Source organism: Erwinia sp. AC075 (assembly GCF_979253995.1).
The window spans coordinates 2,762,423-2,784,360 of sequence record NZ_CEEDEU010000001.1; the positions used below are offsets into that span (position 1 = coordinate 2,762,423).

18 protein-coding genes are annotated in these 21,938 nt (G+C 54.6%); all 18 read right to left on the reverse strand.

What is annotated here, in order from left to right; translation table 11 throughout:
• Positions 1–30: 30 nt before the first annotated feature.
• Complete coding sequence (gene tilS, locus AC0IXH_RS13225) at positions 31–1,332, reverse strand: tRNA lysidine(34) synthetase TilS (protein WP_471720555.1); 1,302 nt, start codon at positions 1,330–1,332, stop codon at positions 31–33.
• Between the two features lie 62 nt (positions 1,333–1,394).
• Positions 1,395–1,784 (reverse strand): VOC family protein, encoded by a 390-nt coding sequence (locus tag AC0IXH_RS13230; protein ID WP_013200862.1) that lies wholly within the window; start codon positions 1,782–1,784, stop codon positions 1,395–1,397.
• A 76-nt stretch (positions 1,785–1,860) separates the two neighbouring features.
• Complete coding sequence (locus AC0IXH_RS13235) at positions 1,861–4,008, reverse strand: lysine decarboxylase LdcC (protein WP_471720556.1); 2,148 nt, start codon at positions 4,006–4,008, stop codon at positions 1,861–1,863.
• A gap of 116 nt (positions 4,009–4,124) precedes the next feature.
• Positions 4,125–5,084, reverse strand: coding sequence for an acetyl-CoA carboxylase carboxyl transferase subunit alpha (accA, locus tag AC0IXH_RS13240; protein ID WP_013200860.1), 960 nt, complete (start codon positions 5,082–5,084; stop codon positions 4,125–4,127).
• A gap of 12 nt (positions 5,085–5,096) precedes the next feature.
• Positions 5,097–8,579, reverse strand: a complete 3,483-nt coding sequence (gene dnaE / locus AC0IXH_RS13245; RefSeq protein ID WP_206404393.1) for a DNA polymerase III subunit alpha — start codon at positions 8,577–8,579, stop codon at positions 5,097–5,099.
• Positions 8,580–8,611: 32 nt separating this feature from the next.
• On the reverse strand, positions 8,612–9,235 hold the full coding sequence (gene rnhB, locus AC0IXH_RS13250; protein WP_013200858.1) for a ribonuclease HII: 624 nt from the start codon (positions 9,233–9,235) through the stop codon (positions 8,612–8,614).
• Complete coding sequence (gene lpxB / locus AC0IXH_RS13255; RefSeq protein WP_013200857.1) at positions 9,232–10,377, reverse strand: lipid-A-disaccharide synthase; 1,146 nt, start codon at positions 10,375–10,377, stop codon at positions 9,232–9,234. The genes rnhB and lpxB overlap by 4 nt, the downstream gene beginning before the upstream one ends.
• Before the next feature lie 3 nt (positions 10,378–10,380).
• Positions 10,381–11,169: an acyl-ACP--UDP-N-acetylglucosamine O-acyltransferase gene (gene lpxA / locus AC0IXH_RS13260; protein WP_013200856.1), complete on the reverse strand. Its 789-nt coding sequence runs from the start codon at positions 11,167–11,169 to the stop codon at positions 10,381–10,383.
• A gap of 3 nt (positions 11,170–11,172) precedes the next feature.
• The gene (fabZ, locus tag AC0IXH_RS13265) at positions 11,173–11,628 is read right to left on the reverse strand and encodes a 3-hydroxyacyl-ACP dehydratase FabZ (RefSeq protein WP_013200855.1); all 456 of its coding nucleotides are present in this window, start codon (positions 11,626–11,628) and stop codon (positions 11,173–11,175) included.
• Between the two features lie 162 nt (positions 11,629–11,790).
• Entirely contained in the window at positions 11,791–12,813 is a 1,023-nt protein-coding gene (gene lpxD / locus AC0IXH_RS13270; protein WP_134823506.1) for a UDP-3-O-(3-hydroxymyristoyl)glucosamine N-acyltransferase, read from the reverse strand.
• Between the two features lie 3 nt (positions 12,814–12,816).
• Positions 12,817–13,314 (reverse strand): molecular chaperone Skp, encoded by a 498-nt coding sequence (skp, locus tag AC0IXH_RS13275; RefSeq protein WP_013200853.1) that lies wholly within the window; start codon positions 13,312–13,314, stop codon positions 12,817–12,819.
• A 120-nt stretch (positions 13,315–13,434) separates the two neighbouring features.
• Positions 13,435–15,837: an outer membrane protein assembly factor BamA gene (bamA, locus tag AC0IXH_RS13280; RefSeq protein ID WP_013200852.1), complete on the reverse strand. Its 2,403-nt coding sequence runs from the start codon at positions 15,835–15,837 to the stop codon at positions 13,435–13,437.
• A 55-nt stretch (positions 15,838–15,892) separates the two neighbouring features.
• A complete protein-coding gene (gene rseP, locus AC0IXH_RS13285; RefSeq protein ID WP_013200851.1) occupies positions 15,893–17,242 on the reverse strand; it encodes a sigma E protease regulator RseP in 1,350 nt (449 codons plus the stop codon).
• An 8-nt stretch (positions 17,243–17,250) separates the two neighbouring features.
• Positions 17,251–18,108, reverse strand: a complete 858-nt coding sequence (gene cdsA / locus AC0IXH_RS13290) for a phosphatidate cytidylyltransferase (protein ID WP_013200850.1) — start codon at positions 18,106–18,108, stop codon at positions 17,251–17,253.
• 18 nt (positions 18,109–18,126) lie between these two features.
• Entirely contained in the window at positions 18,127–18,882 is a 756-nt protein-coding gene (ispU, locus tag AC0IXH_RS13295) for a (2E,6E)-farnesyl-diphosphate-specific ditrans,polycis-undecaprenyl-diphosphate synthase (protein WP_013200849.1), read from the reverse strand.
• A gap of 188 nt (positions 18,883–19,070) precedes the next feature.
• Positions 19,071–20,273 carry a 1-deoxy-D-xylulose-5-phosphate reductoisomerase gene (gene ispC, locus AC0IXH_RS13300; RefSeq protein ID WP_013200848.1) on the reverse strand — a complete coding sequence of 401 codons (1,203 nt, stop codon included), beginning with the start codon at positions 20,271–20,273 and terminating at the stop codon, positions 19,071–19,073.
• A 140-nt stretch (positions 20,274–20,413) separates the two neighbouring features.
• Positions 20,414–20,971: a ribosome recycling factor gene (gene frr / locus AC0IXH_RS13305; protein WP_013200847.1), complete on the reverse strand. Its 558-nt coding sequence runs from the start codon at positions 20,969–20,971 to the stop codon at positions 20,414–20,416.
• A gap of 137 nt (positions 20,972–21,108) precedes the next feature.
• Positions 21,109–21,834: a UMP kinase gene (pyrH, locus tag AC0IXH_RS13310; protein ID WP_013200846.1), complete on the reverse strand. Its 726-nt coding sequence runs from the start codon at positions 21,832–21,834 to the stop codon at positions 21,109–21,111.
• Positions 21,835–21,938: the final 104 nt, after the last annotated feature.

Below are 21,938 nucleotides of genomic sequence, written 5' to 3' on the forward strand. Positions count from 1 at the left end.
CGGGGTTGCTCCCGCCCATGCTCCTCAGTATCACGTCTGTTTTATCCAGCTCACCTGCCCGTAAACGTCTTCATCAGGCTTACCTTCCCGCGTGACAAACACCCCAACCGCTGCAATCAGCGTCTCGCCATAAAACAGCAGTGGCGTGCGATCGCGTTGCCAGGGGGGAATGCCCTTTTCCTGCCAGATTTTTTTCAGCGCGCGGCTGCCGGCCCGATCGGTGAGATGGAATTTCCCCTGCGCCTGAAAACGTACGCTGACGATCTCCTCCGGCAAAGGTGGCCGAATCTTTATGCCGGCATCATCGCGCAGCAGGTGTCCCAGACCGTCGGGCAAGCGGAGGGATGCATCGCCTGCAGGCCAGCGGAGGATCACATCGGTGACCGGCTCGGTCAGCGCCAGCCAGTAAAGCCGATCGCGATATCGCCTGACGTCAAACCGACCCAGCCGCAAACGCGGTTCGGCATCTTCACGGCTACACGCCACTTCCTGCCACAGCCGCTGCAGCGACGCTTTCGACGGCATCAGTCCGCCCTGTGAGGCAATCCAGCGACGCAGCAGCGCCGCCCGCCTGACGTCGCTCATGGCCAGCAACGGTGCCCATGCCAGACCACCCGCCTCATCCACCAGCGTGCCCAATGATTCAGCCAGCAGCTCATCCAGCAGTTGCTCCTGCTCACCACAAAGCGTCGCGCTGCGGGCAACTGACTGAGCAAAATGGGGCCAGCGGGACGTCAGCTCGGGGATCACCTTCTGCCGCAGAAAGTTACGGTCAAAACGGGTGTCCTGATTGCTGTCATCCTCAATCCAGCTTAACGCATGCTCCGCTGCCCAGGCTTCGAGCTGCCCCCGGGTTTGTAAGAGCAGAGGACGAAGCAGGGTATGCGTGCCCAACAGCGACTGAACCGGCATGCCTGCCAGCCCGGCGGGTCCGCTGCCGCGCTTTAACGCCAACAGGAAGGTTTCGCACTGATCGTCCAGATGCTGGGCGGTGAGCAGGCATTCGGCAGGTCGAAGATGCTCAGCAAACGCCTGATAGCGCGCATCTCTGGCCGCCGCTTCCACCCCTTTTTCACGGCTATCCAGCGTGACGTACACCACCGCCAGCTCAACCTGCCATCGCTGGCACAGCTGCTGACAATGCTCCACCCAGTCATCGGCCAGCGGATTCAAACCATGATGAATATGGATAGCCCGCAGGTGCAGATCGTCCCGCTGTGCACGCAGGGTAACCAGCTGATGCAGCAGAACCGTTGAATCCAGCCCACCGCTGAAGCCCACCAGCAGATGCTGGTGTCCGGCGAGGTGCTGAGCAAGTGCATGCAGTGCCATGAGCATTCCGTTACGGGAAGTGGTAACCCGGCCAGAGCTGGCCGGGTTTGAATGGCGCTATATTACGCCTGATACAGCTCCAGCGGCAAACCATCCGGATCGTTGAAGAAGGTAAAGCGCTTATCGGTGATCGGATCGATACGGATGTCTTCGCAAATTACGCCCTTTGATTCCAGATGCGCTTTGGCGGCATCAATATCGTCAACGCTGAAGGCCAGATGGCGCAGGCCACAGGATTCAGGTTGAGTAGGCCGCGAAGGCGGGAAAGGGAAAGAGAACAGTTCAATGGTGTACTGACCGTTGAGCGCCAGATCCCCTTTCCAGGAGTCGCGTGCTTCGCGGTACACTTCGCCGATTAAGGTAAACCCCAGAATGTCGCAATAAAAGTCCTTACTGACCTGATACCGGCTGGCAATAATGGCGATATGGTGCACCTGCTTAATACCTAACATAATAACTCCTTAATAATGGCTTCTATCCCTTACTGTACGCAGGCCTTCAACGACCGACAATGGCACTAATCTGGAATTAATCGACCGGGTTTTTTAATACCCGCACCAGATACTGCCCTTCCTCCGTCAGCTTCGCGCCGTGAATGTCCGTTTCGAATCCCGGGTAATGTTTGCCGATGGTGCAGAGCATCAGCAGGAAGTCGAGCACCGCACGGCTTTGCTCGGTGATCATTTCACCCGGCATCACCACGGGAACGCCCGGCGGATAAGGCAGGATCATATTGGCCGAAACGCGCCCAACCATCTGCGAAATATCGACCGTCTCAACATTGCCCTTCACCTGCTGCTGGAACATCTGATGCGGCGTCATTTTCATTTCTGGCAAGGTGGCGAAGGCTTGCAGCATCAACCGTGGCAGATCGTGTTCGCGGATCAGCCGGTGGATCCCCTGCGCCAGATCCTGAATGCGCATATTGCGGTAGAAATCAGGATCCTCCGCGTAGAGATCCGGCAGCATGTTTTTGACCCGCAGATTCAGATCGTAAGCACGTTTAAACTCGGTCAGGCCACGTAGCACGCTCATCGCTTTGGTCTTGTCGATGCCAATACTGAACAGGAACAGCAGATTATAGGGCCCGGTTTTTTCGACCACTACGCCGCGCTCATCGAGGAATTTAGCCACCAGCGCCGCCGGGATCCCTTCCTCCGCCATCACGCCCAGTTCGCTCATCCCCGGCGTCAGGATGGTGACTTTGATCGGATCGAGGTACATATGATCCGCATCCGCCTCTTTGAAGCCGTGCCAGTCCTCTTCGCCTGGCTGGATTGGCCAGCATTCTGGTTCATCAACCCCTTCCGGCTGCCAGATATCGAAGAACCAGCCTTCTGACTCTTCGCGCAGTCGCTGGACTTCCCGGCGGAAGTGCAGCGCACGCTCAACAGAACGGTTAATCAGCCGTTTACCCGGATTGCCACGCAGCATTGCCGCCGCCGTCTCGATGGACGCGACGATCGAATAGTTTGGCGAGGTGGTGGTGTGCATCATATAGGCTTCATTAAAGGTTTCTTCGTCGTAATCGCCTTTAATGTGGATCAGTGAAGCCTGAGAAAACGCCGCCAGCAGCTTATGCGTCGACTGCGTCTCGTAGATCACTTTCCCCGGCGTACGATCGCCGCTCATCCCGCTCAGCCCTTGATAGATCGGATGGAAATTGGTGTAAGGCACCCAGGCAGAATCAAAGTGGATCGACGGCACGTCCAGCGTCTCTTTGATGTACTGGGTGTTATACAGCAGCCCGTCATAGGTTGAGTTGGTGATCACCGCATGCACCGGCCAGGTGGCGCGTTCAGTCTGCGCCACTTTCAGCGCAATACTCTCTTTGGTGAATTCGCGTTTGGGAATACCGCCCAGAATGCCGAGCGCATTTCGGGTTGGCTTCAGCCAGAGGGGAATGATATCGCTCATCATCAGCAGGTGAGTCAGCGATTTGTGGCAGTTACGGTCGATTAATACCGTGCTCCCTGCCGCGGCAGCATACATGCCGACGATCTTATTTGAGGTCGAGGTGCCATTGGTCACCATGTAGCTCTGTTCAGCACCAAAGGTGCGGGCGACATACTCTTCCGCTTCCAGATGCGGACCGGTGTGGTCCAGCAGCGATCCCAGCTCAGTCACCGAAATGGAGATATCGGCCTTCAGCGTGTTGGCACCAAAGAAATCATAAAACAGCGTACCGACCGGACTCTTCTGGAAGGCGGTGCCGGCCATATGCCCAGGCGTGCAGAAGGTGTATTTGCCCTCTTTCACATAGTTGAACAGCGCCTTGGTCAGCGGTGGCGTAATCGTATCGATGTATTCATTGGTGTACTGGCGGATACGCTGGGCAATCTCTTCGGAAACGCCGAGGCCGTATTCAAAGAACCACATCGCCATGCGCATCTCGTTGATGCTGACGTCCATGCTGGAGTGGGTGTTGATAAAGGCGTAAAGCGGAAGGTATTCGTTCAGCAGCTGGATTTCGCTGCACAGATCCTGGCTGTATTCATCCCAGTCAAAGATGACGCCGCAGATCCGGGGATTGTGTTCAATCAGCTTGAGCAGGTCGTTCGCATCTTTCGGGTAGATAGTCTGGAATCCCTGGGCGTTGAGCGCCCCGTCCAGCTCACGGATGGGTTCATCTTTATAGAATGCGTTATGCGGTCCCATGATCGCGATGATATTCAATGCGTACCTCCTGGTATTGTGCAGCAGGGGTAAGCATAGCGAAGATGGCGGGCAGAAGGGAAAAAATTGGGGAATGAACCACCCACAACATGACGTTGTGAGTGGATCATGAACTGTCAGGCGTAGCCGTAGTTCATCAAACGCTGGTAACGACGGTCCAGCAGTTCTTCAGTACTCAGCACGTCCAGATCGGCCAGGTCGGCCAGCAGCTGAGCTTTCAGTGTGGCACCAATCACCAGCGGCTCGCGATGCGCTCCGCCTAATGGCTCTGGGATCACCGTGTCGATCAGCTTCAGTTCTTTCAGACGCGAAGCAATAATGCCCATCGCTTCTGCGGCCAGCGGCGCTTTATCAGCGCTTTTCCACAGAATTGAGGCACAGCCTTCCGGTGAAATCACCGAATAGGTGCTGTACTGCAGCATGTTTACTTTGTCGCCAACGCCGATAGCCAGCGCGCCACCGGAACCACCCTCACCGATAACGGTACAGATGACCGGCACTTTCAGACCGGACATCTCACGCAGGTTGCGTGCGATGGCTTCGGACTGACCGCGCTCTTCTGCGCCAACACCCGGATACGCACCCGGGGTGTCGATAAAGGTGATGATCGGCATTTTGAAGCGCTCGGCCATCTCCATCAGACGCAGTGCTTTACGGTAGCCTTCTGGTGCCGGCATACCGAAGTTACGACGGATCTTCTCTTTGGTTTCGCGGCCTTTCTGATGACCAATGATCATCACCGGGCGACCATCCAGACGAGCGATGCCGCCAACAATGGCTTTATCATCCGCATAGGCGCGATCGCCTGCCAGCTCGTCAAAGTCAGTAAACACGTTGCGGACATAGTCCAGCGTGTAAGGACGCAAAGGGTGACGCGCTAATTTCGCGATCTGCCATGCGCCCAAATCGGAGAAGATCTTACGGGTCAGCTCTACGCTTTTCTCACGCAGACGCTGAACTTCTTCATCCAGATTAATATCCAGTTTTTCATCCTGACGGCCAACCGATTTGAGCGAATCAATCTTCGCTTCAAGTTCTGCGATTGGCTGTTCGAAATCCAGGTAATTAAGACTCATAATATTCCTGTTTTAGTCAAACTCCAGTTCCACCTGCTCCGACCCTATCAGCGACCGCAATTCGTTGAGTAAACGATCGCTGGGCGACACACGCCAGGCTGCGCCAAAGCGCAACTTCGCCCGTGCATCCTCTCTCTGATAGTAGAGATGTACCGGAATGGTCCCCGAACGATGGGGTTCCAGGGATTGACGGAGACGGTTCAAAAGCTGGTCATCAATTTGCCTGTCCGTCAGCGAGATAGCAAGCCCACGAGCATATTTTTCACGGGCTTCATCAATGTCCATCACATCGCGGGCGGTCATTTTAAGCCCCCCGCTGAAGTCATCGAAGCTGACCTGTCCGCTGACGATCAGGATACGGTCTTTTTCCAACAAATGCTGGAACTTCTCTAACGCATCTGTGAATAACATCACTTCCAGACGACCAGAACGGTCGTCCAGCGTGCAGATGCCAATCCGGTTACCGCGTTTTGTTACCATTACGCGGGCCGCCACCACCAGACCAACTGCCATGGTCATTTTGCCACGATCGGTCGGGTGCATGTCTTTCAGGCGCATTCCCCCCACATAGCGCTCGATCTCTTTCAGATACTGATTGATCGGGTGCCCGGTGAGGTAAAGCCCCAGGGTTTCTCTTTCGCCATCCAGCTGGACCTGTTCAGGCCAGCGCTTGATGTCCGCATAGGATTTTTCGATGTGTGCCGGCTCTTCCGCCAGCACGCCGAACATATCGGCCTGGCCGATCGCTTCCGCTTTCGCATGCTGATCGGCGGCTTTCAACGCTTCTGGCAGCGCGCTCATCAGGGCCGCACGGTGCGGCCCCAGACGGTCAAACGCGCCGGACATCACCAGCTTTTCCAGCACGCGGCGGTTAAGCTTTTTGGTGTCGGTACGGGCGCACAGGTCGAACAGCTCGCGGAAGTAGCCGCCTTCATTACGCGCTTCGATGATCGCTTCAATCGGGCCTTCGCCCACGCCTTTAATGGCGCCGATGCCGTAAACAATTTCGCCGTCATCGTTGACGTGGAACTGATACTGACCGGAGTTGATATCCGGTGGTAACACCTTCAGCCCCATGCGCCAGCATTCATCAACCAGACCGACCACCTTCTCGGTGTTATCCATATCGGCGGTCATTACCGCGGCCATAAATTCGGCCGGGTAGTGCGCTTTCAGCCACAGCGTCTGATAAGAGACCAGCGCATAGGCGGCGGAGTGGGATTTGTTAAAACCATAACCGGCAAATTTCTCTACCAGGTCAAAGATTTTAACCGCCAGCTCACCTTCAATACCCCGCGATTTGGCGCCATCTTCAAAGCCGCCGCGCTGTTTGGCCATCTCGACCGGGTTCTTTTTACCCATCGCACGACGCAGCATGTCCGCGCCGCCCAGGCTGTAACCTGCCAGCACCTGAGCAATCTGCATGACCTGTTCCTGGTACAGGATAATGCCGTAGGTTGGCTCCAGTACCGGCTTCAGGGATTCATGCTGCCACTGGATATCCGGGTAGGAGATCGCTTCACGGCCGTGCTTACGGTCGATAAAGTTATCTACCATGCCTGACTGCAGCGGACCCGGACGGAACAGCGCCACCAGGGCGATCATATCTTCAAAGCTGTCGGGCTTCAGACGTTTGATCAGATCTTTCATGCCGCGCGATTCAAGCTGGAACACCGCGGTGGTTTCAGATCGCTGCAGCATATCAAAGCTTTTTTTATCGTCCAGCGGGATCGCGGCGATATCGATTGGCGGTTCGCCCTGCTTCTTGCGCCGGGCGTTGATCATCGCCAGTGCCCAGTCGATGATGGTCAATGTGCGCAGACCGAGGAAGTCGAACTTCACCAGCCCGGCATATTCCACATCGTTCTTATCAAACTGGGTTACCGGGAAGTTGCCGTTTTCATCGCAATACAGCGGCGCAAAATCGGTGATTTGCGTCGGTGCGATCACCACACCACCGGCGTGCTTACCGGCGTTACGCGTGACGCCTTCCAGCTTGCGCGCCATATCGATCAGCGCTTTAACTTCTTCGTCAGCTTCGTAGATTTCTGGCAGCTGCGGCTCGGCCGCAAAGGCTTTTTCCAGCGTCATGCCGGGCTCTGGCGGGATCAGCTTGGAAATACGATCGACGAAGCCATACGGATGCCCCAGCACGCGCCCAACGTCACGCACCACGGCTTTCGCCGCCATGGTACCGAAGGTGATGATCTGAGATACCGCTTTACGGCCATACATCTCGGCCACGTGCTCAATCACCAGATCGCGTTTTTCCATGCAGAAGTCGACGTCGAAGTCGGGCATCGATACACGTTCCGGGTTCAGGAAACGTTCGAACAGCAGGTCAAACTCAAGCGGATCGAGGTCGGTAATTTTCAGCGCATAGGCCACCAGCGATCCGGCACCGGAACCACGACCTGGCCCTACCGGCACGTCGTTATCCTTCGACCACTGGATAAACTCCATCACGATCAGGAAGTAGCCCGGGAAGCCCATCTGGTTGATCACGTTCAGCTCGATTTCGAGGCGTTCGTCATATTCAGGCCGTTTTTCTGCCCGCACTGCGGCGTCCGGGAACAGGAATTCCAGACGCTCTTCCAGCCCTTCCCGGGATTTCATCACCAGGAAGTCTTCGGTGGTCATTTCGCCCGTCGGGAACTGTGGCAGGAAGTACTCACCCAGGCGGATGGTGACGTTACAACGCTTAGCAATTTCTACGCTGTTAGCCAGCGCTTCGGGGATGTCCGAGAACAGCTCGCACATCTCCTCTTCGGTTCGCAGATATTGCTGAGGGCTGTAGTTTTTCGGTCTTTTGGGATCGTCGAGGGTGAAACCATCGTGGATCGCTACGCGGATTTCATGCGCATCAAAATCGCCGGCTTCCAGGAAGCACACTTCATTGGTGGCGACCACGGGAATGCTGTTGGCAATGGCCAGCTCGACGGCAGCATGAACCCAGGTCTCTTCATCCTGGCGTCCGGTGCGGATCAGCTCAAGATAGTAGCGCTCAGGGAAGTATTGCTGATAGAACGCCAGGCACTCGGCAACCTGGGCATGGTTACCGCGCAGCAGCATCTGGCCAACATCGCCACGACGCCCGCCGGAAAGCAGGATCAGCCCTTCGCCCAGCTCGATCAGCCAGTCACGATCGATGATCGGACCGGCGGCACCATAACCACGCTGGTATGCTTTTGAGATCAACAGGGTGAGGTTCTGATAACCGGTGTTGTTCGCTGCGAGGATCGTCAGCTGACCCAGATCGTCGCCCATCGCGTCACTGCTGACCTTAAAGTCCGCACCGATGATCGGCTTAACGCCCTGACCGTGGGCACCGCCGTAGAATTTCACCAGGCCGCACAGGTTGAGGTAGTCGGTGATCCCAATGGCCGGCATGCCCAGAGAGGCAGCTTTTTTCACCAACGGGCCCGTCTTGGCTAATCCATCAACCATGGAATAGTCACTGTGAACGCGTAAATGAATAAAACGAGGTTCGGCCATCTTGGATCCCACTTAAGGCTGAGGGGTGAAAATTACAGGGTCTGTCCGGCTGAAGCCGCGACGTCGGCATCCAGTATCGCATTACGCACCGGTGCAAAACTGCGACGGTGATGCGGTGTTACGCCATGCTGCGCCAGTTTTTCCATATGCAGTGCGGTCGGGTAGCCTTTATGCTGAGCAAAACCATACTGCGGGAACAGCACATCCAGCTCGCTCATTTCCCGGTCACGCGTGACCTTGGCAATAATAGACGCCGCGCTGATTTCACGCACCAGGCTGTCGCCCTTTACCACCGCCAGAGAAGGCATCGCCAGCGCCGGGCAACGGTTTCCGTCAATCAATACAAAGTCTGGACAGATATGCAGTCCGGCAACAGCACGCTGCATCGCCAGCATGGTGGCATGCAGGATGTTCAGCCGATCGATCTCTTCCGGCTCAGCCCGACCTAAACTCCAGCTTAACGCCTTCTCGACTATCTCATCGTACAACGCCAGGCGGCGTTTTTCAGACAGCTTTTTGGAATCGGCCAGACCCACTATCGGACGGGCTGGATCGAGAATAACCGCCGCGGTCACCACAGCGCCGACTAACGGGCCACGCCCTACTTCGTCCACGCCGGCAATGCAGGTCGCGTCAGGATAGATAAAGTCGCTCATGGACAGAGTTCCAGTACGGCAGCCGCGGCCTGCTCATCGGCATTCCAGCGGATTTGATGATGAAGTTCGGTAAAGGTTGCCAGCAACTGATCGCGGGTGTCGCCTTCTGCCAGTAAAGGTTCCAGCGCAGCAGCCAGCAGATCGGGCTGACACTCTTCCTGCAGCAGCTCTTTCACCAGTTCACGACCCGCCAGCAGGTTAGGTAACGACACATAGTCCGTTTTCACCAGCCGCTTGGCCAGCCAGAAGGTGAAGGGCTTCATGCGGTAACCGACCACCATCGGGCATTTAGCCAGCATACACTCCAGTGCTGCGGTACCGGACGCCAGCAATGCCGCATCGCTGGCAACCATTGCCTGACGCCCTTTGCCATCCAGCAAATGCATTTTCAGGTCTGGCGCCACTTCGGCTTTAATTCGTTCGAACTGTTCACGGCGGCGCGGGTTAACCAGCGGCACCACGATTTCCAGCTCTGGCCATTTCTGGCGCAATAACACCGCCGTTCTCAGGAAGTCAGCGCTGAGCATCTCAACTTCCGCATTACGGCTGCCCGGCAGCAAGGCCAGGCACGGCGTTCCCTCTGCAATCCCCAGCTCCAGACGCGCAGCGCGTTTGTCTGGCTGGATCGGCATCGCATCAGCCATGGTATGGCCGATAAAGCGGCAGGGAACATTGAAACGATCGTAGAACGCTTTTTCAAACGGCAAAAAGGCCAATACCAGATCGGTAGAGCGGCCAATTTTGAACACGCGTTTCTGACGCCAGGCCCAGACAGACGGGCTGACGTAATGAATCGTGCGAATACCGTTCTGCTTAAGACGCCCTTCAAGCGTAATGTTGAAGTCAGGCGCATCAATACCGACGAAGACATCGGGCTGCAGTGCAGTGAAGCGTTTGGTCAGATCGCGACGGATTTTCAGCAGGCGAGGCAGACGTTCAAGCACCTCAACAATCCCCATCACCGCCAGCTCTTCCATTTCGTACCAGGCTTCACAACCCTCGGCCTGCATCAGCGGTCCGGCAACGCCGACAAAGCGGGTTTCCGGGTGCTTTTCTTTGAGTGCACGGATAAGACCGGCACCAAGAATATCGCCGGAGGTTTCTCCGGCGACAAGGGCAATCGTTAAAGGATGCTTTGGCATGAGTTAACGAATCAAACCCCGCGTAGAGCGAGCGAAGAAATCGTAGAACGGCTGCACTTCTGGATGCTTGCTGGCAATCTCAGCGATTTCTGGCTTCGCTTCTTCCAGCGTTTTGTTGCTGCGGTAAAGGATCTTGTACGCATTGCGGATCGCGTGTAAGGCCTCTTTACTGAAGCCACGACGCTGTAGCCCTACCAGATTGATACCAAACGGCGTGGCATGGTTACCCTGGGCAATGACGAATGGCGGAACATCCTGGACGACGCCAGAACAGCCGCCAATCATCACGTGCGCGCCGATAACGCAGAATTGATGAATCGCTGTCATCCCACCAATAATGGCAAAGTCATCCACAACCACATGGCCGCCCAGCGTTGCATTGTTGGCGAGGATACAACGATCGCCAATAATGCAGTCATGAGCGATGTGCGCGTTAACCATAAACAGGTTATCGCTGCCCACTTTGGTCAGGCCGTCAGCCTGAGAAGTGCCACGGTGAATAGTGACGCTCTCACGGATGCTGTTACGGTCGCCCACTTCCACTCGGGTTGGCTCGCCAGCGTACTTCAGATCCTGGTTAGCTTCACCGATGGTGGTGAACTGATAAATGGTATTGTCTTTGCCAATACGGGTGTGACCATTGACCACCACATGAGATTTGAGGACAGTGCCTTCACCAATCTCAACATTCGCCCCAATAAAACAGAATGGGCCGATATGGACGCGAGCGCCAATGACGGCGCCCTCTTCAATGACGGAACTTGGATGGATTACAGCAGTTTCATCAATCACGAATTATCCCTCCCGGCTGCGGGCACACATCATCGTTGCTTCACAGACAATTTTACCGTCTACGGTTGCCACGCCTTTAAAGCGCGTCAGACCACGGCGGGTTTTCTCGAAGGTGACTTCCATGATCATCTGATCGCCAGGCACGACAGGGCGCTTGAAGCGCGCGTCATCAATCCCTGCGAAGTAGTACAGCTCGCCAGGTTCCAGTTTGCCCACGCTTTTAAACGCCAGAATACCGGTTGCCTGAGCCATAGCTTCTAAAATCAGCACGCCTGGGAAAATCGGCTTACCAGGGAAATGGCCCTGGAAAAACGGTTCGTTGACCGAGACATTCTTCACTGCGCGCAGGAACTTGTGCTCTTCGAACTCAAGGACGCGGTCTACCAATAAAAACGGGTAGCGGTGAGGCAGCAGTTCAATAATCTCTTCAATCTTCAGAGTATGAGTTTCAGTAGTCAAAATACTCTTCCTGTCCTAAAAAATTCTGATGGCATCAATAACACGGCCTGCAAAGATCATCCGCAGGCCGCAAATCAGGTTCTGTGCGCCGGGCTTCCTTGCTTAGCATTCTAATTCTACCCTGTGGGGTAATGTCAGCTGGTCAAGGTGCTGGGAAGGCGTTTAGTCTTTGTCGACTTTACGCTCGATGGCTTTTAAGCGTTTGCTTATTTCATCGATATTCATCACCAGCGCTGCCGTTTTGCGCCAGGTTTTGTTGGGTTGCAGTGGAATCCCGGAGGAGTATACCCCAGGTTGGGTGATTGGTCGCATGACCATTCCCATTCCGGTGACCGTAACTTTGTCACAAATTTCCATGTGACCGTTAATTACGCTTGCACCACCAATCATGCAATAGCGGCCGATTTTCAGGCTGCCTGCCATGATGACGCCACCCGCAACCGCGGTATTGTCGCCAATCACAACGTTGTGTGCAATCTGGCACTGGTTATCAATGATAACACCATTCCCGATCTGAGTGTTATCCAACGCGCCGCGATCGATGGTGGTACAGGCACCAATCTCAACACGATCGCCGATAATCACCGTTCCGAGCTGCGGGATTTTCACCCAATTGCCACGATCGTTAGCGTAACCAAAACCATCCGCACCGATAACGGTGCCAGACTGGATCAGGCAACGCTCGCCGATCTGAATTTCATGATAAATAGAGACGTTGGCCCACAAACGGGTTCCGGCGCCAATGCGGGTATTTTTCCCGACGAAACAACCGGCACCAATAACCACGTTATCGCCCAGCTCAACGCCAGATTCGATAACGGCATTTGCGCCAATAGAGACATATTGACCCAGCTTAGCGCTGGCATCGATCACCGCGCTCGGCGCGATGTCTTTGGCAGGCTGCGGCGTGCTGTCCAGAATCTGAGCCATGCGGGCATAAGTCAGATAAGGATCTTTCACCACCAGAGCGGCGCCTTGAACGCAGTCCAGATCCGCTTCCGTCAGCACCACGGCGGAGGCCTTACAGGTGACGAGCTGCTCGCGGTAACGGCTGTTAGAGAGAAAAGTGATTTGACCGGATTGGGCGGATTGCATAGAAGCAATGCCGGAGATGACGAGTTCGCCATCTCCGTGCAAATCTGCATCCAACTGCTGGGCTAAATCAGCCAGTCGAATTGAAGACATCGATTATTTAACCTGTTTCAGAACATCAGCAGTGATGTCTTTAGATTTAGCTGCATACGCAACAGCGTTAGCATCAACAACGACGTCGTAACCTTCATCATCAGCAACTTTCTGCACAGCATCCTGAATACGGCTCAGGATTTTGTTACGTTCTTCTGCCTGGCGACGACGGTTATCCTGCTCGAAAGCCTGAGCTTTAGTTGAGAAGGCTTCACGCTGAGCCATAACGTCTTTTTCCATACGGCTGCGATCGCTAGCCTTCATGGTAGAGCCGTCACGCTGCAACTTCTGCATTTTAGTCTGCAGATCGCGTTCCATACCCTGCAGCTCAGTTGCACGGCCTTTGAACTCGTTTTCAAGCTGTTTCGCAACTGTCGCACGCGCCGGTAACTGTTGGAAAATGCTGGAAACGTTCACCACTGCAATTTTATCTGCAGCCTGGGCACCAGCGGAAACCGCCAGAGCGATAGAGAGGCCTGCGGCACACAACAACTTTTTCACTATAAACTCCTTACCATCAACGTTTGTGTCTTCGACACATGTGTTGCGCGTTAAGGCAACCACGCAGGTTGCCATTAAACGTCGCGATACTCACTTACACGCTTCCGTGCGAAACCGCCGTTACCAGGTTTTACCAATGTTAAACTGGAACTGCTCGGCCTTATCTCCATCATACTTTTTGAACGGCTGGGCGTAAGAGAACACCAGTGGACCCAGTGGAGACATCCACTGCAGTGCCAGACCCGCCGACATACGGATGTTGCCCGGATCGCTGTAATCAGGAATACCCGCGGCACGTGTTTCGGCCGTGTTTTCCCAATTGGTATCCCACACTGTACCGGCATCGACAAACAGCGATGTACGGACAGAGTTGGCATACTTCTCGCTCAGGAACGGTGTTGGGGTGATCAACTCCGCGCTGGCCGTAGCCAATGCGTTACCACCAACCGCATCGCTGGAATCACACAGCGTGCCCGTAGAACATGTATCCGAACCATTATTGTAGTAGGCCGCTTTAGGACCGATGGTATTAGAACGGAAACCACGCACGGTGCTGGAACCACCGGCATAGAAGTTCTCGTAGAACGGCAGTTCTTTGCCGCTCAGACCATCGCCGTAACCGACTTTACCGCGACCCAACAGAACCCAGGTACGATCCTGATTGAGCGGAACATACTGCTGAGTATCCAGCGTCGCTTTGTAGAAGGCGTTATCCGATCCCGGGATCGTCACTTTACCGTTCAGGTTGGTACGGTTACCGGACGTTGGGAAGAACCCACGGTCCAGGTTGTTGTATGTCCAACCATAGTTGAAGGTGAAGTCATCTGCGGCATAATCTGCATCTTCCGACAGGCTAGGATCCTGACCGACCGAACGCAGATAACGGAACATCGATACCTGAGGCTGCATGTTGGACAGGTCGTTGTGCACGTAACCCAGACCGACACGCAAGGTGTTGTTTTCGTTAACCGGGAAGCCCAGCGTACCGTCTAAACCATAGCTCTTGTTGGTATAGTCAGACAGGTCAGCATCATCCGCTTTGAAGTCGTTATAGAACACACGACCGCCCAGGCTGACACCGTCGACCGTGAAGTACGGGTCGGTCAGTGAGAATTCAGCATAGGTCTGATAATCGTTTTTGGTGCCGCTGATACCGACGGTATTACCCGTACCTAACCAGTTTTCCTGCGTCACGCCAACCTGGAAGCTGACGCCACTCTCGGTGCCGTAACCGACGCCGAAGTTGAAGGTACCGGTGTTACGTTCTTTCACCTTGTACACCACGTCAACCTGGTCTGGTGAGCCTGGCACGCGCTGCGTGTCGGTATCAACCGTCTCAAAGTAACCGGTACGGTTCAGACGCTCTTTCCCCTGCTCAACCAGGTCGCTGCCCAGCCATGCACCTTCCATCTGGCGCATTTCGCGACGCAGAACGGAATCTTTAGAGGTGTCGTTACCTTCAAAGCGCACTTTACGCACGGAGTAACGGTTGCCCGCATCAACGTTGACGTGCAGCTTCACGGTTTTATCCGCATCATTGATTTCTGGCTGCGTCGATACGCGTGGATACGCGTAACCATAACGGCCCAGCATCTTCTTGATGTCATCTTCCATTTTGGTCACTTTGGCGCCGTTATACAGCTCGCCTGGCTTGACCTTCGACAGCTGCTCAACTTCAGCTGAATGGCCGGCCATGCTGCCGTTAACCACTACGCCAGAAAGCTTGTACTGATCGCCTTCGGTGATGTTGATGGTGATGTAGATGCCTTTTTTGTCCGGCGTCAGGCTGACCTGAGTCGAATCAATGTTGAAACGGGCATAACCACGATCGAGGTAGAAGCTGCGCAGGGTTTCAAGGTCACCCGCCAGTTTCTGCTTCTGGTATTTGCGATCGCCAACGACGTTCCACCATGGCACTTCATCACGCAGTGAGAAGCGGGAGATCAGTTCATCAGACGAGAAGGCTTTGTTGCCGACCACGTTGATTTGCTGGATCTTGGCAGAAACACCTTCGGTAAAGACCAGTTTCAGATCGACACGGTTACGCGGCAGCGGTGTGACCACAGCTTTTACGCTGGCGCTGTACTTACCGACGCTGTAGTAGAAGTCTTCAAGCCCTTTCTCAATGGATGAGATGGTGGTGCGGTCAAGGGCTTCACCCACGCGCACGCCAGAGGCTTCAAGGTTCTGCTTCAGCATGTCATCTTTCACCGCTTTGTTACCGGAGAAGGTGATGCTGGCAATCGTTGGGCGTTCTTTCACCTGGACGATCAGCGTAGTGCCGTCGCGCAGGACCTGTACGTCTTCGAAGTTCCCGGTCGCGAAGAGAGCACGGATAGTATTACTGATATCATCATCGGAGACGGTGTCTCCCACGCGGACAGGCATACTCAGCAATGCCGCGCCGACGGCGACTCGCTGCAGGCCTTCGAAATGAATATCCTTCACTACGAAGCCGTCTGCCGCGTATACGGTAGCGCTGCTAAACAGCAGCGACGCTATGAGCAACTTTTTCATCGCCATCGTTGTTATGCATTCTTCCTAACTGGTTCTCACGGGTAGTTTGCCTGTTGGCAGACTAAAGACGTGAGAAATCATTGAATAGTGCAAGCCCCATTAACAGCACCAGCAAAATAGAGCCAATGCGATAACTGAAGTCCTGAACTCGCTCAGACACCGGCCCACCTTTGATCTTTTCGATCGCCAGGAACAGCAAATGTCCACCATCTAATACCGGCAACGGGAACAGATTGATAATCCCGAGGTTCACGCTGATCAAAGCCAGGAACATCAGGTAGTAGATCAAACCATATTCCGCCGACATCCCAGCACCCTGGGCGATAGAAATCGGCCCGCTGAGATTGTTCAACTTCACTTCGCCGACAATCAGTTTGCCCAGCATATTGACCGTCAGTTTCATCAGCTGCCAGGTTTTGGCGCTAGCCTCACCGATCGCTGCAAACGGACCATACTGGCGTACCGTTTTAAATTCATCCGGCAGAGGAACAATGCGCGGGATCACCCCGGCAAACCCTTCTGCTTTACTGCCTGGCTTCACGTCTGGCGTCAGTGTCACTGTGACTGGACTGCCCTGTCGCTCAATGTCTACCGCCAACGCTTTACCCGGATTATCGCGAACCAGAGTGACAAAACGCTGCCACTGGTCCACCGGCTGACCATCGACTTTAACGATCCTGTCGCCCGCTTGCAAACCCGCCTTACTTGCCGCCGAGTTCGCCTGGACTTCTGCCAGCACCGTTTCGATCTGTGGTCCACGCGGCTTAATGCCGAGTGAAACAACAGGATCCTGCTTATCCGGTTCGAACTGCCAGTTGCGCAGATCGAGCCGCTTGTCACTGACCTGAGAAGAGCCAAATGGCGCCACGCTTAACGTGGTTTGCTGGTCGCCAATTTTCGACACCAGCGCCATACGCACAGCATCCCAGTCAGGCGTTTCGATACCGTCAACGGCTTTAAGTTCCATCCCAGGCGTAATTTGAGCCTCAGCAGCCTGCGAACCGCTCACTATTTCGCCAACAACCGGGCGAACACCAGGCACACCGATGATAAACACCAGCCAGTAAGCGAAAATGGCAAAGATGAAATTGGCGATGGGACCGGCACTAATAATCGCCGCGCGTTGCAGCACGGTTTTATTATTAAACGCCTGGTTACGCAGCTCAGGCGGCACGCTTTCAACACGCTCATCGAGCATCTTGACGTAACCACCCAAGGGGATCAGAGCAATGACGTATTCCGTTCCCTGTTTATCGGTCCGGCGCCACAGCGCTTTACCGAAACCAACAGAGAAGCGTTCAACCTTGACACCACAACGACGGGCCACCCAGAAGTGGCCAAACTCGTGCACGGTGATCAATACGCCGAGGGCAACGATAAATGCCCCAAGGCTCCAGAGAATGCTTAGCATAGGGTCCCTTATAGCGTCCCGAAAACCAGCAACAACAGGCAGGCGAACACAGGTACGGCTGCAGTCAGGCTGTCGATACGGTCAAGGATGCCCCCATGTCCGGGGATCAAATTACCACTGTCTTTAATGCCGGCTTCGCGCTTGAACATGCTCTCGGTTAAATCCCCTAACACCGAGGCCAGTGCGGCGACCAGTGAACAAACCAACAGGGTAACAGGCGAGATAGTCAGCGGCGCCCAAAGGCCAAACAGCCAGGCAATCAGTGCAGACGTCAGCAGGCCACCAAAGAACCCTTCCCAGGTTTTTCCCGGTGAGACTTTAGGTGACAGCTTGTGTTTACCAAACAGGCGGCCAAACATGTAGGCACCAGAATCAGCGCCCCAAACCAGCAGCATCACGTACAGCAGCCACCAGGCACCGGCAAAATGGTCGGTATCGTAGTGATACTGGCGTAACGTCAGCATGCCCCAGAAGAACGGCACAATGGTCAGGACACCGAACAGCAGGCGAAGCGCTTTAGACGAGCGCCAAAACGAGGCCGAGCCGGGATAAGAGAGCACCAGCAGCAAGGCTACGATCCACCAACAAAGGGCGGCCCATAGCGAACCGGCAACCTGTGGCAGGTGTACCGAGTGCTGATAAGCAGGAAGAGTGAACATCATAAAGGCGAGCAGCAGTCCACACAGGACTGCCAGCCAGATGCGTTGCGAGCGGGTCGCGAAGCCCGCAAACTGTCCCCATTCCCAGGCGGCAAGCATGCATACCACCAGGGTCACAATGGCAAATCCAGGAGGCGGAAGCAGGAACAGCGCTGCAATCACAATCGGGATAAGTATAAACGCGGTAATCAGGCGAGACTTCAGCAAAGATTACCCCCAGTGCGCTTAAGCGCCGCCGGGTGCTGCACCGCCGAAGCGACGCTCTCGTTGTGCAAACGCATTCAGTGCACCTTCAAAGACTTGTTCATCAAAATCAGGCCAGAGAACATCGGTAAAAAAGAACTCTGCATAGGCAACCTGCCACAGCAAGAAGTTACTGATTCGATGCTCTCCCCCTGTCCTTATTACCAGATCCACGGGAGCCAGTTCATTGAGGCAGAGATACTGACCAAGGGTTTCTTCCTCGATCTGATCAGGACGGATAAGACCTTCCTGAACCTGCTCTGCTATTTTTCTGACGCCATGGATGATATCCCAACGTCCGCCATAATTCGCGGCAATGTTGAGGGTTAGTCCATTATTTTGTTGAGTAAGTTCCTCAGCGCGACGAATACGCTCCTGCAGACGGTCACTGAATCGGCCGATGTCGCCAATAATCCGCAGACGAACATTGTGCTTGTGCAGACTTTTCACTTCGCTGTCGAGTGCCCAGACGAACAGCTCCATCAAGGCCATGACTTCTTGCGGAGGACGGTTCCAGTTTTCGCTGCTGAATGCATAAAGCGTCAGCGCAGTGAGATTGTTGCTGACAGCAAAGCTCACCGCACGACGAACAGACTTCACTCCGGCTTTGTGGCCAGAGATACGCAATTTTCCACGGGTTTTGGCCCAACGGCCATTGCCATCCATGATGATGGCTACGTGACGGGGATTCTCCCCTTCTTGCAAGTCATCGGTTTTTAGTTGATTTTCGGACGACATAACGCGTAATTATTTCCTTTAATCAGAAATACAACGGCTTCTGAAATATCTTACCCGCTCGACGTAAGAAAACCGTGCTAAACACGGTTTGTATCCCCGCTACATCGCAACGAATTACTGAATTAGCGGCCGAAGACTATACCATCTCCGCCCTCGCCTCACAAATAGCGGCGCGCTAATTGGCTGAATTATCGGGCTTCAGAGAAGCGCGACAGCTGGGCCTGAGCAACCGCTCGTGCCTGTCTGTCAATCTCCAGCACCGCTTCAACGCTGTCCGGTTCTGCACAGGAAAGCGCCTCCAGCACGGCCAAATTGACCGCAGCAATATCGGTAAAGCGAATTTGCGAATCCAGAAACGCGGCAACCGCAATTTCATTGGCCGCATTCAGCGTGGTGGTCGCCGCCTGTCCGGCAGAACAGGCGTCTATTGCCAGCTTCAGGCAGGGATAGCGAGCATAATCCGGCTCGGCGAAAGTCATCGCCCCCATGCGGGTGAAATCCAGTGGCTTCGCCCCGGACGGCACGCGCTGTGGCCAGGCCATCACATGCGCAATCGGTGTGCGCATGTCCGGCGATCCCAGCTGAGCCAGCACGCTGCCATCACGGTAACGCACCATCGAGTGGATCACCGACTGCGGATGCAGGATGACCTCCATCTGGGCATCGGTCGCATTAAACAGCCAGCGGGCTTCGATATATTCCAAACCTTTGTTCATCATGGTGGCGGAATCAACGGAGATTTTGCGCCCCATTGACCAGTTCGGATGCGCGCAGGCCTGATCGGGAGTCATACTCTTGAGCAGGTCCAACGGCGTGTCACGAAAAGGGCCACCCGACCCCGTGAGGATAATGCTATCAATGCCATTATCTTCCAGAGAAGCGTATCCTAACTGTTGCTGGAGGGAAGCAGGCAAACTCTGAAAAATGGCGTTGTGCTCGCTGTCGACGGGTAACAGCTGCGCTTTTGAGGCGCTGACCGCCTCCAGAAAAAGCTGGCCGCAGGTAACGAGCGACTCTTTATTCGCCAGAAGAACCTGTTTTCCGGCACGAATTGCGGCTAACGTAGGCAATAATCCTGCCGCACCGACGATTGCCGCCATAACCTGATCGACATCATCCAGCGCGGCCAGATCGCAGGCAGCCTGTTCGCCACTGAACACCTCGGTCGCCACATTCAAACTTTTCAGACGAAGTCGCAGGGCCGCTGCCGAGTGTTCATCGGACATTGAGGCATAGGCCGGACGGAAGGCCAGACACTGTTCAGCCATCAGCTCAACATTGTGGCCTGCGACCAGCGCCTTAACGGCAAACAGCTCTGGATTAGCCTGAACGACTGCCAGCGTGCTGGTGCCAATAGAGCCCGTTGAACCGAGGATGGTCAATTGCTTCATGAGGTTGCTCTGTGTCAACTCCGCCGCCAGGGAAAGCCTTTCCCTGCACGCCAGATAAGAGAATAAATGCAAAACGCCGCAAGACTGACCACTCCAAAGAACGGCAATCTGTACGGCGTTTCATCGGAACCATGACAGACTTAGAAGTCCATCAGCTCCGCTTCTTTTTCTGCCAGCGCAGTATCAATTTTCTTGATAAAGACGTCGGTCATTTTCTGAATGTCATCCTGTGAACGATGTTCATCATCTTCACTGATTTCTTTGTCTTTCAGCAGCGCTTTCACTTTGTCGTTCGCATCACGGCGAACGTTACGCACGGACACACGGCCCTGCTCTGCTTCACCACGAACGACTTTGATCAGGTCTTTACGACGCTCTTCAGTCAGGGCTGGCAGAGGAACACGGATATCGCTGCCCGCTGAACTTGGGTTAAGCCCCAGGTCAGAAGTCATGATTGCCTTTTCAACAGCAGCACTGATAGAACGGTCAAACACGTTGATTTTCAGTGTGCGTGAATCTTCAACGGTCACGCTGGCCAGCTGGCGCAGAGGCGTTGAAGAACCGTAATAGTCGACCATAATGCCGTCAAGAATGCTCGGCGAGGCGCGGCCAGTACGGATTTTGCTGATGTGGTTTTTGAATGCTTCGACGCATTTTTCCATGCGCGTTTCAGCATCTTTTCTGATTTCGTTAATCACGTTGGAACCCTTGGATTCTGGTTACCAGGCAGGCTCTGAATACAGAGCCCGTTTCAAAATAATCTATGACGATCCTGAGTGTAGCGTGCAACACGCCACAAAGGCAGAATATACCTTATTTTACGCAGCGACTGATATTATTGCGTGATCAGGGTGCCTTCTTTTTCGCCCATCACTACGCGGCGCAGCGCACCAGGTTTGTTCATGTTGAACACACGGATCGGCAGTTTATGGTCACGGGCCAGCGTAAAGGCCGCAAGATCCATGACTTTCAGTTCTTTATCGAGCACGTCGGTGTAGCTGATCTGGTCGTACAGGGTCGCATCTGGATTCTTCACCGGATCGGCCGAGTAAACGCCATCCACTTTGGTGGCTTTCAGCACCACGTCAGCTTCAATTTCGATACCACGCAGGCAGGCTGCGGAGTCGGTGGTGAAGAACGGGTTACCGGTACCGGCGGAGAAGATCACCACGCGGTTGTTACGCAGCAGGCTGATGGCTTCTGCCCAGCTGTAATTATCGCACACGCCATTCAATGGGATTGCGGACATCAGGCGGGCATTCACATAGGCACGATGCAGAGCATCACGCATTGCCAGACCATTCATCACGGTCGCCAGCATGCCCATATGGTCGCCCACTACGCGGTTCATTCCAGCCTGCGCAAGACCCGCGCCACGGAACAGATTACCACCACCGATAACCACACCCACCTGAATGCCCAGTTCTACCAGTTCTTTCACTTCCTGAGCCATACGATCCAGCACGCTGGCATCAATGCCGAAGCCTTCGGCACCTTGCAGCGCTTCGCCACTCAGTTTAAGCAGAATACGTTGATATACAGGTTTTGCATTGGTCGCCATGGTGTATTTTCCCGAATGGTTTAATCGATGTGAGGAGTAAAATCTGGGCTATCATCCTCTTAGCATCGGAGAAATGCTATTGGGATGAGACTGAAAATGGGTGG

What these genes read in the sequence shown, in the direction of transcription:
- accA (WP_013200860.1), bottom strand. Translation starts at nt 5,084, where the DNA reads ATGAGTCTTAATTACCTGGATTTCGAACAGCCAATCGCAGAACTTGAA.
- lpxD (WP_134823506.1), bottom strand. Translation starts at nt 12,813, where the DNA reads ATGTCTTCAATTCGACTGGCTGATTTAGCCCAGCAGTTGGATGCAGAT.
- ispC (WP_013200848.1), bottom strand. Translation starts at nt 20,273, where the DNA reads ATGAAGCAATTGACCATCCTCGGTTCAACGGGCTCTATTGGCACCAGC.
- rnhB (WP_013200858.1), bottom strand. Translation starts at nt 9,235, where the DNA reads ATGAGCGACTTTATCTATCCTGACGCGACCTGCATTGCCGGCGTGGAC.
- tilS (WP_471720555.1), bottom strand. Translation starts at nt 1,332, where the DNA reads ATGGCACTGCATGCACTTGCTCAGCACCTCGCCGGACACCAGCATCTG.
- dnaE (WP_206404393.1), bottom strand. Translation starts at nt 8,579, where the DNA reads ATGGCCGAACCTCGTTTTATTCATTTACGCGTTCACAGTGACTATTCC.
- lpxB (WP_013200857.1), bottom strand. Translation starts at nt 10,377, where the DNA reads ATGCCAAAGCATCCTTTAACGATTGCCCTTGTCGCCGGAGAAACCTCC.
- AC0IXH_RS13230 (WP_013200862.1), bottom strand. Translation starts at nt 1,784, where the DNA reads ATGTTAGGTATTAAGCAGGTGCACCATATCGCCATTATTGCCAGCCGG.
- rseP (WP_013200851.1), bottom strand. Translation starts at nt 17,242, where the DNA reads ATGCTAAGCATTCTCTGGAGCCTTGGGGCATTTATCGTTGCCCTCGGC.
- bamA (WP_013200852.1), bottom strand. Translation starts at nt 15,837, where the DNA reads ATGGCGATGAAAAAGTTGCTCATAGCGTCGCTGCTGTTTAGCAGCGCT.
- pyrH (WP_013200846.1), bottom strand. Translation starts at nt 21,834, where the DNA reads ATGGCGACCAATGCAAAACCTGTATATCAACGTATTCTGCTTAAACTG.
- ispU (WP_013200849.1), bottom strand. Translation starts at nt 18,882, where the DNA reads ATGTCGTCCGAAAATCAACTAAAAACCGATGACTTGCAAGAAGGGGAG.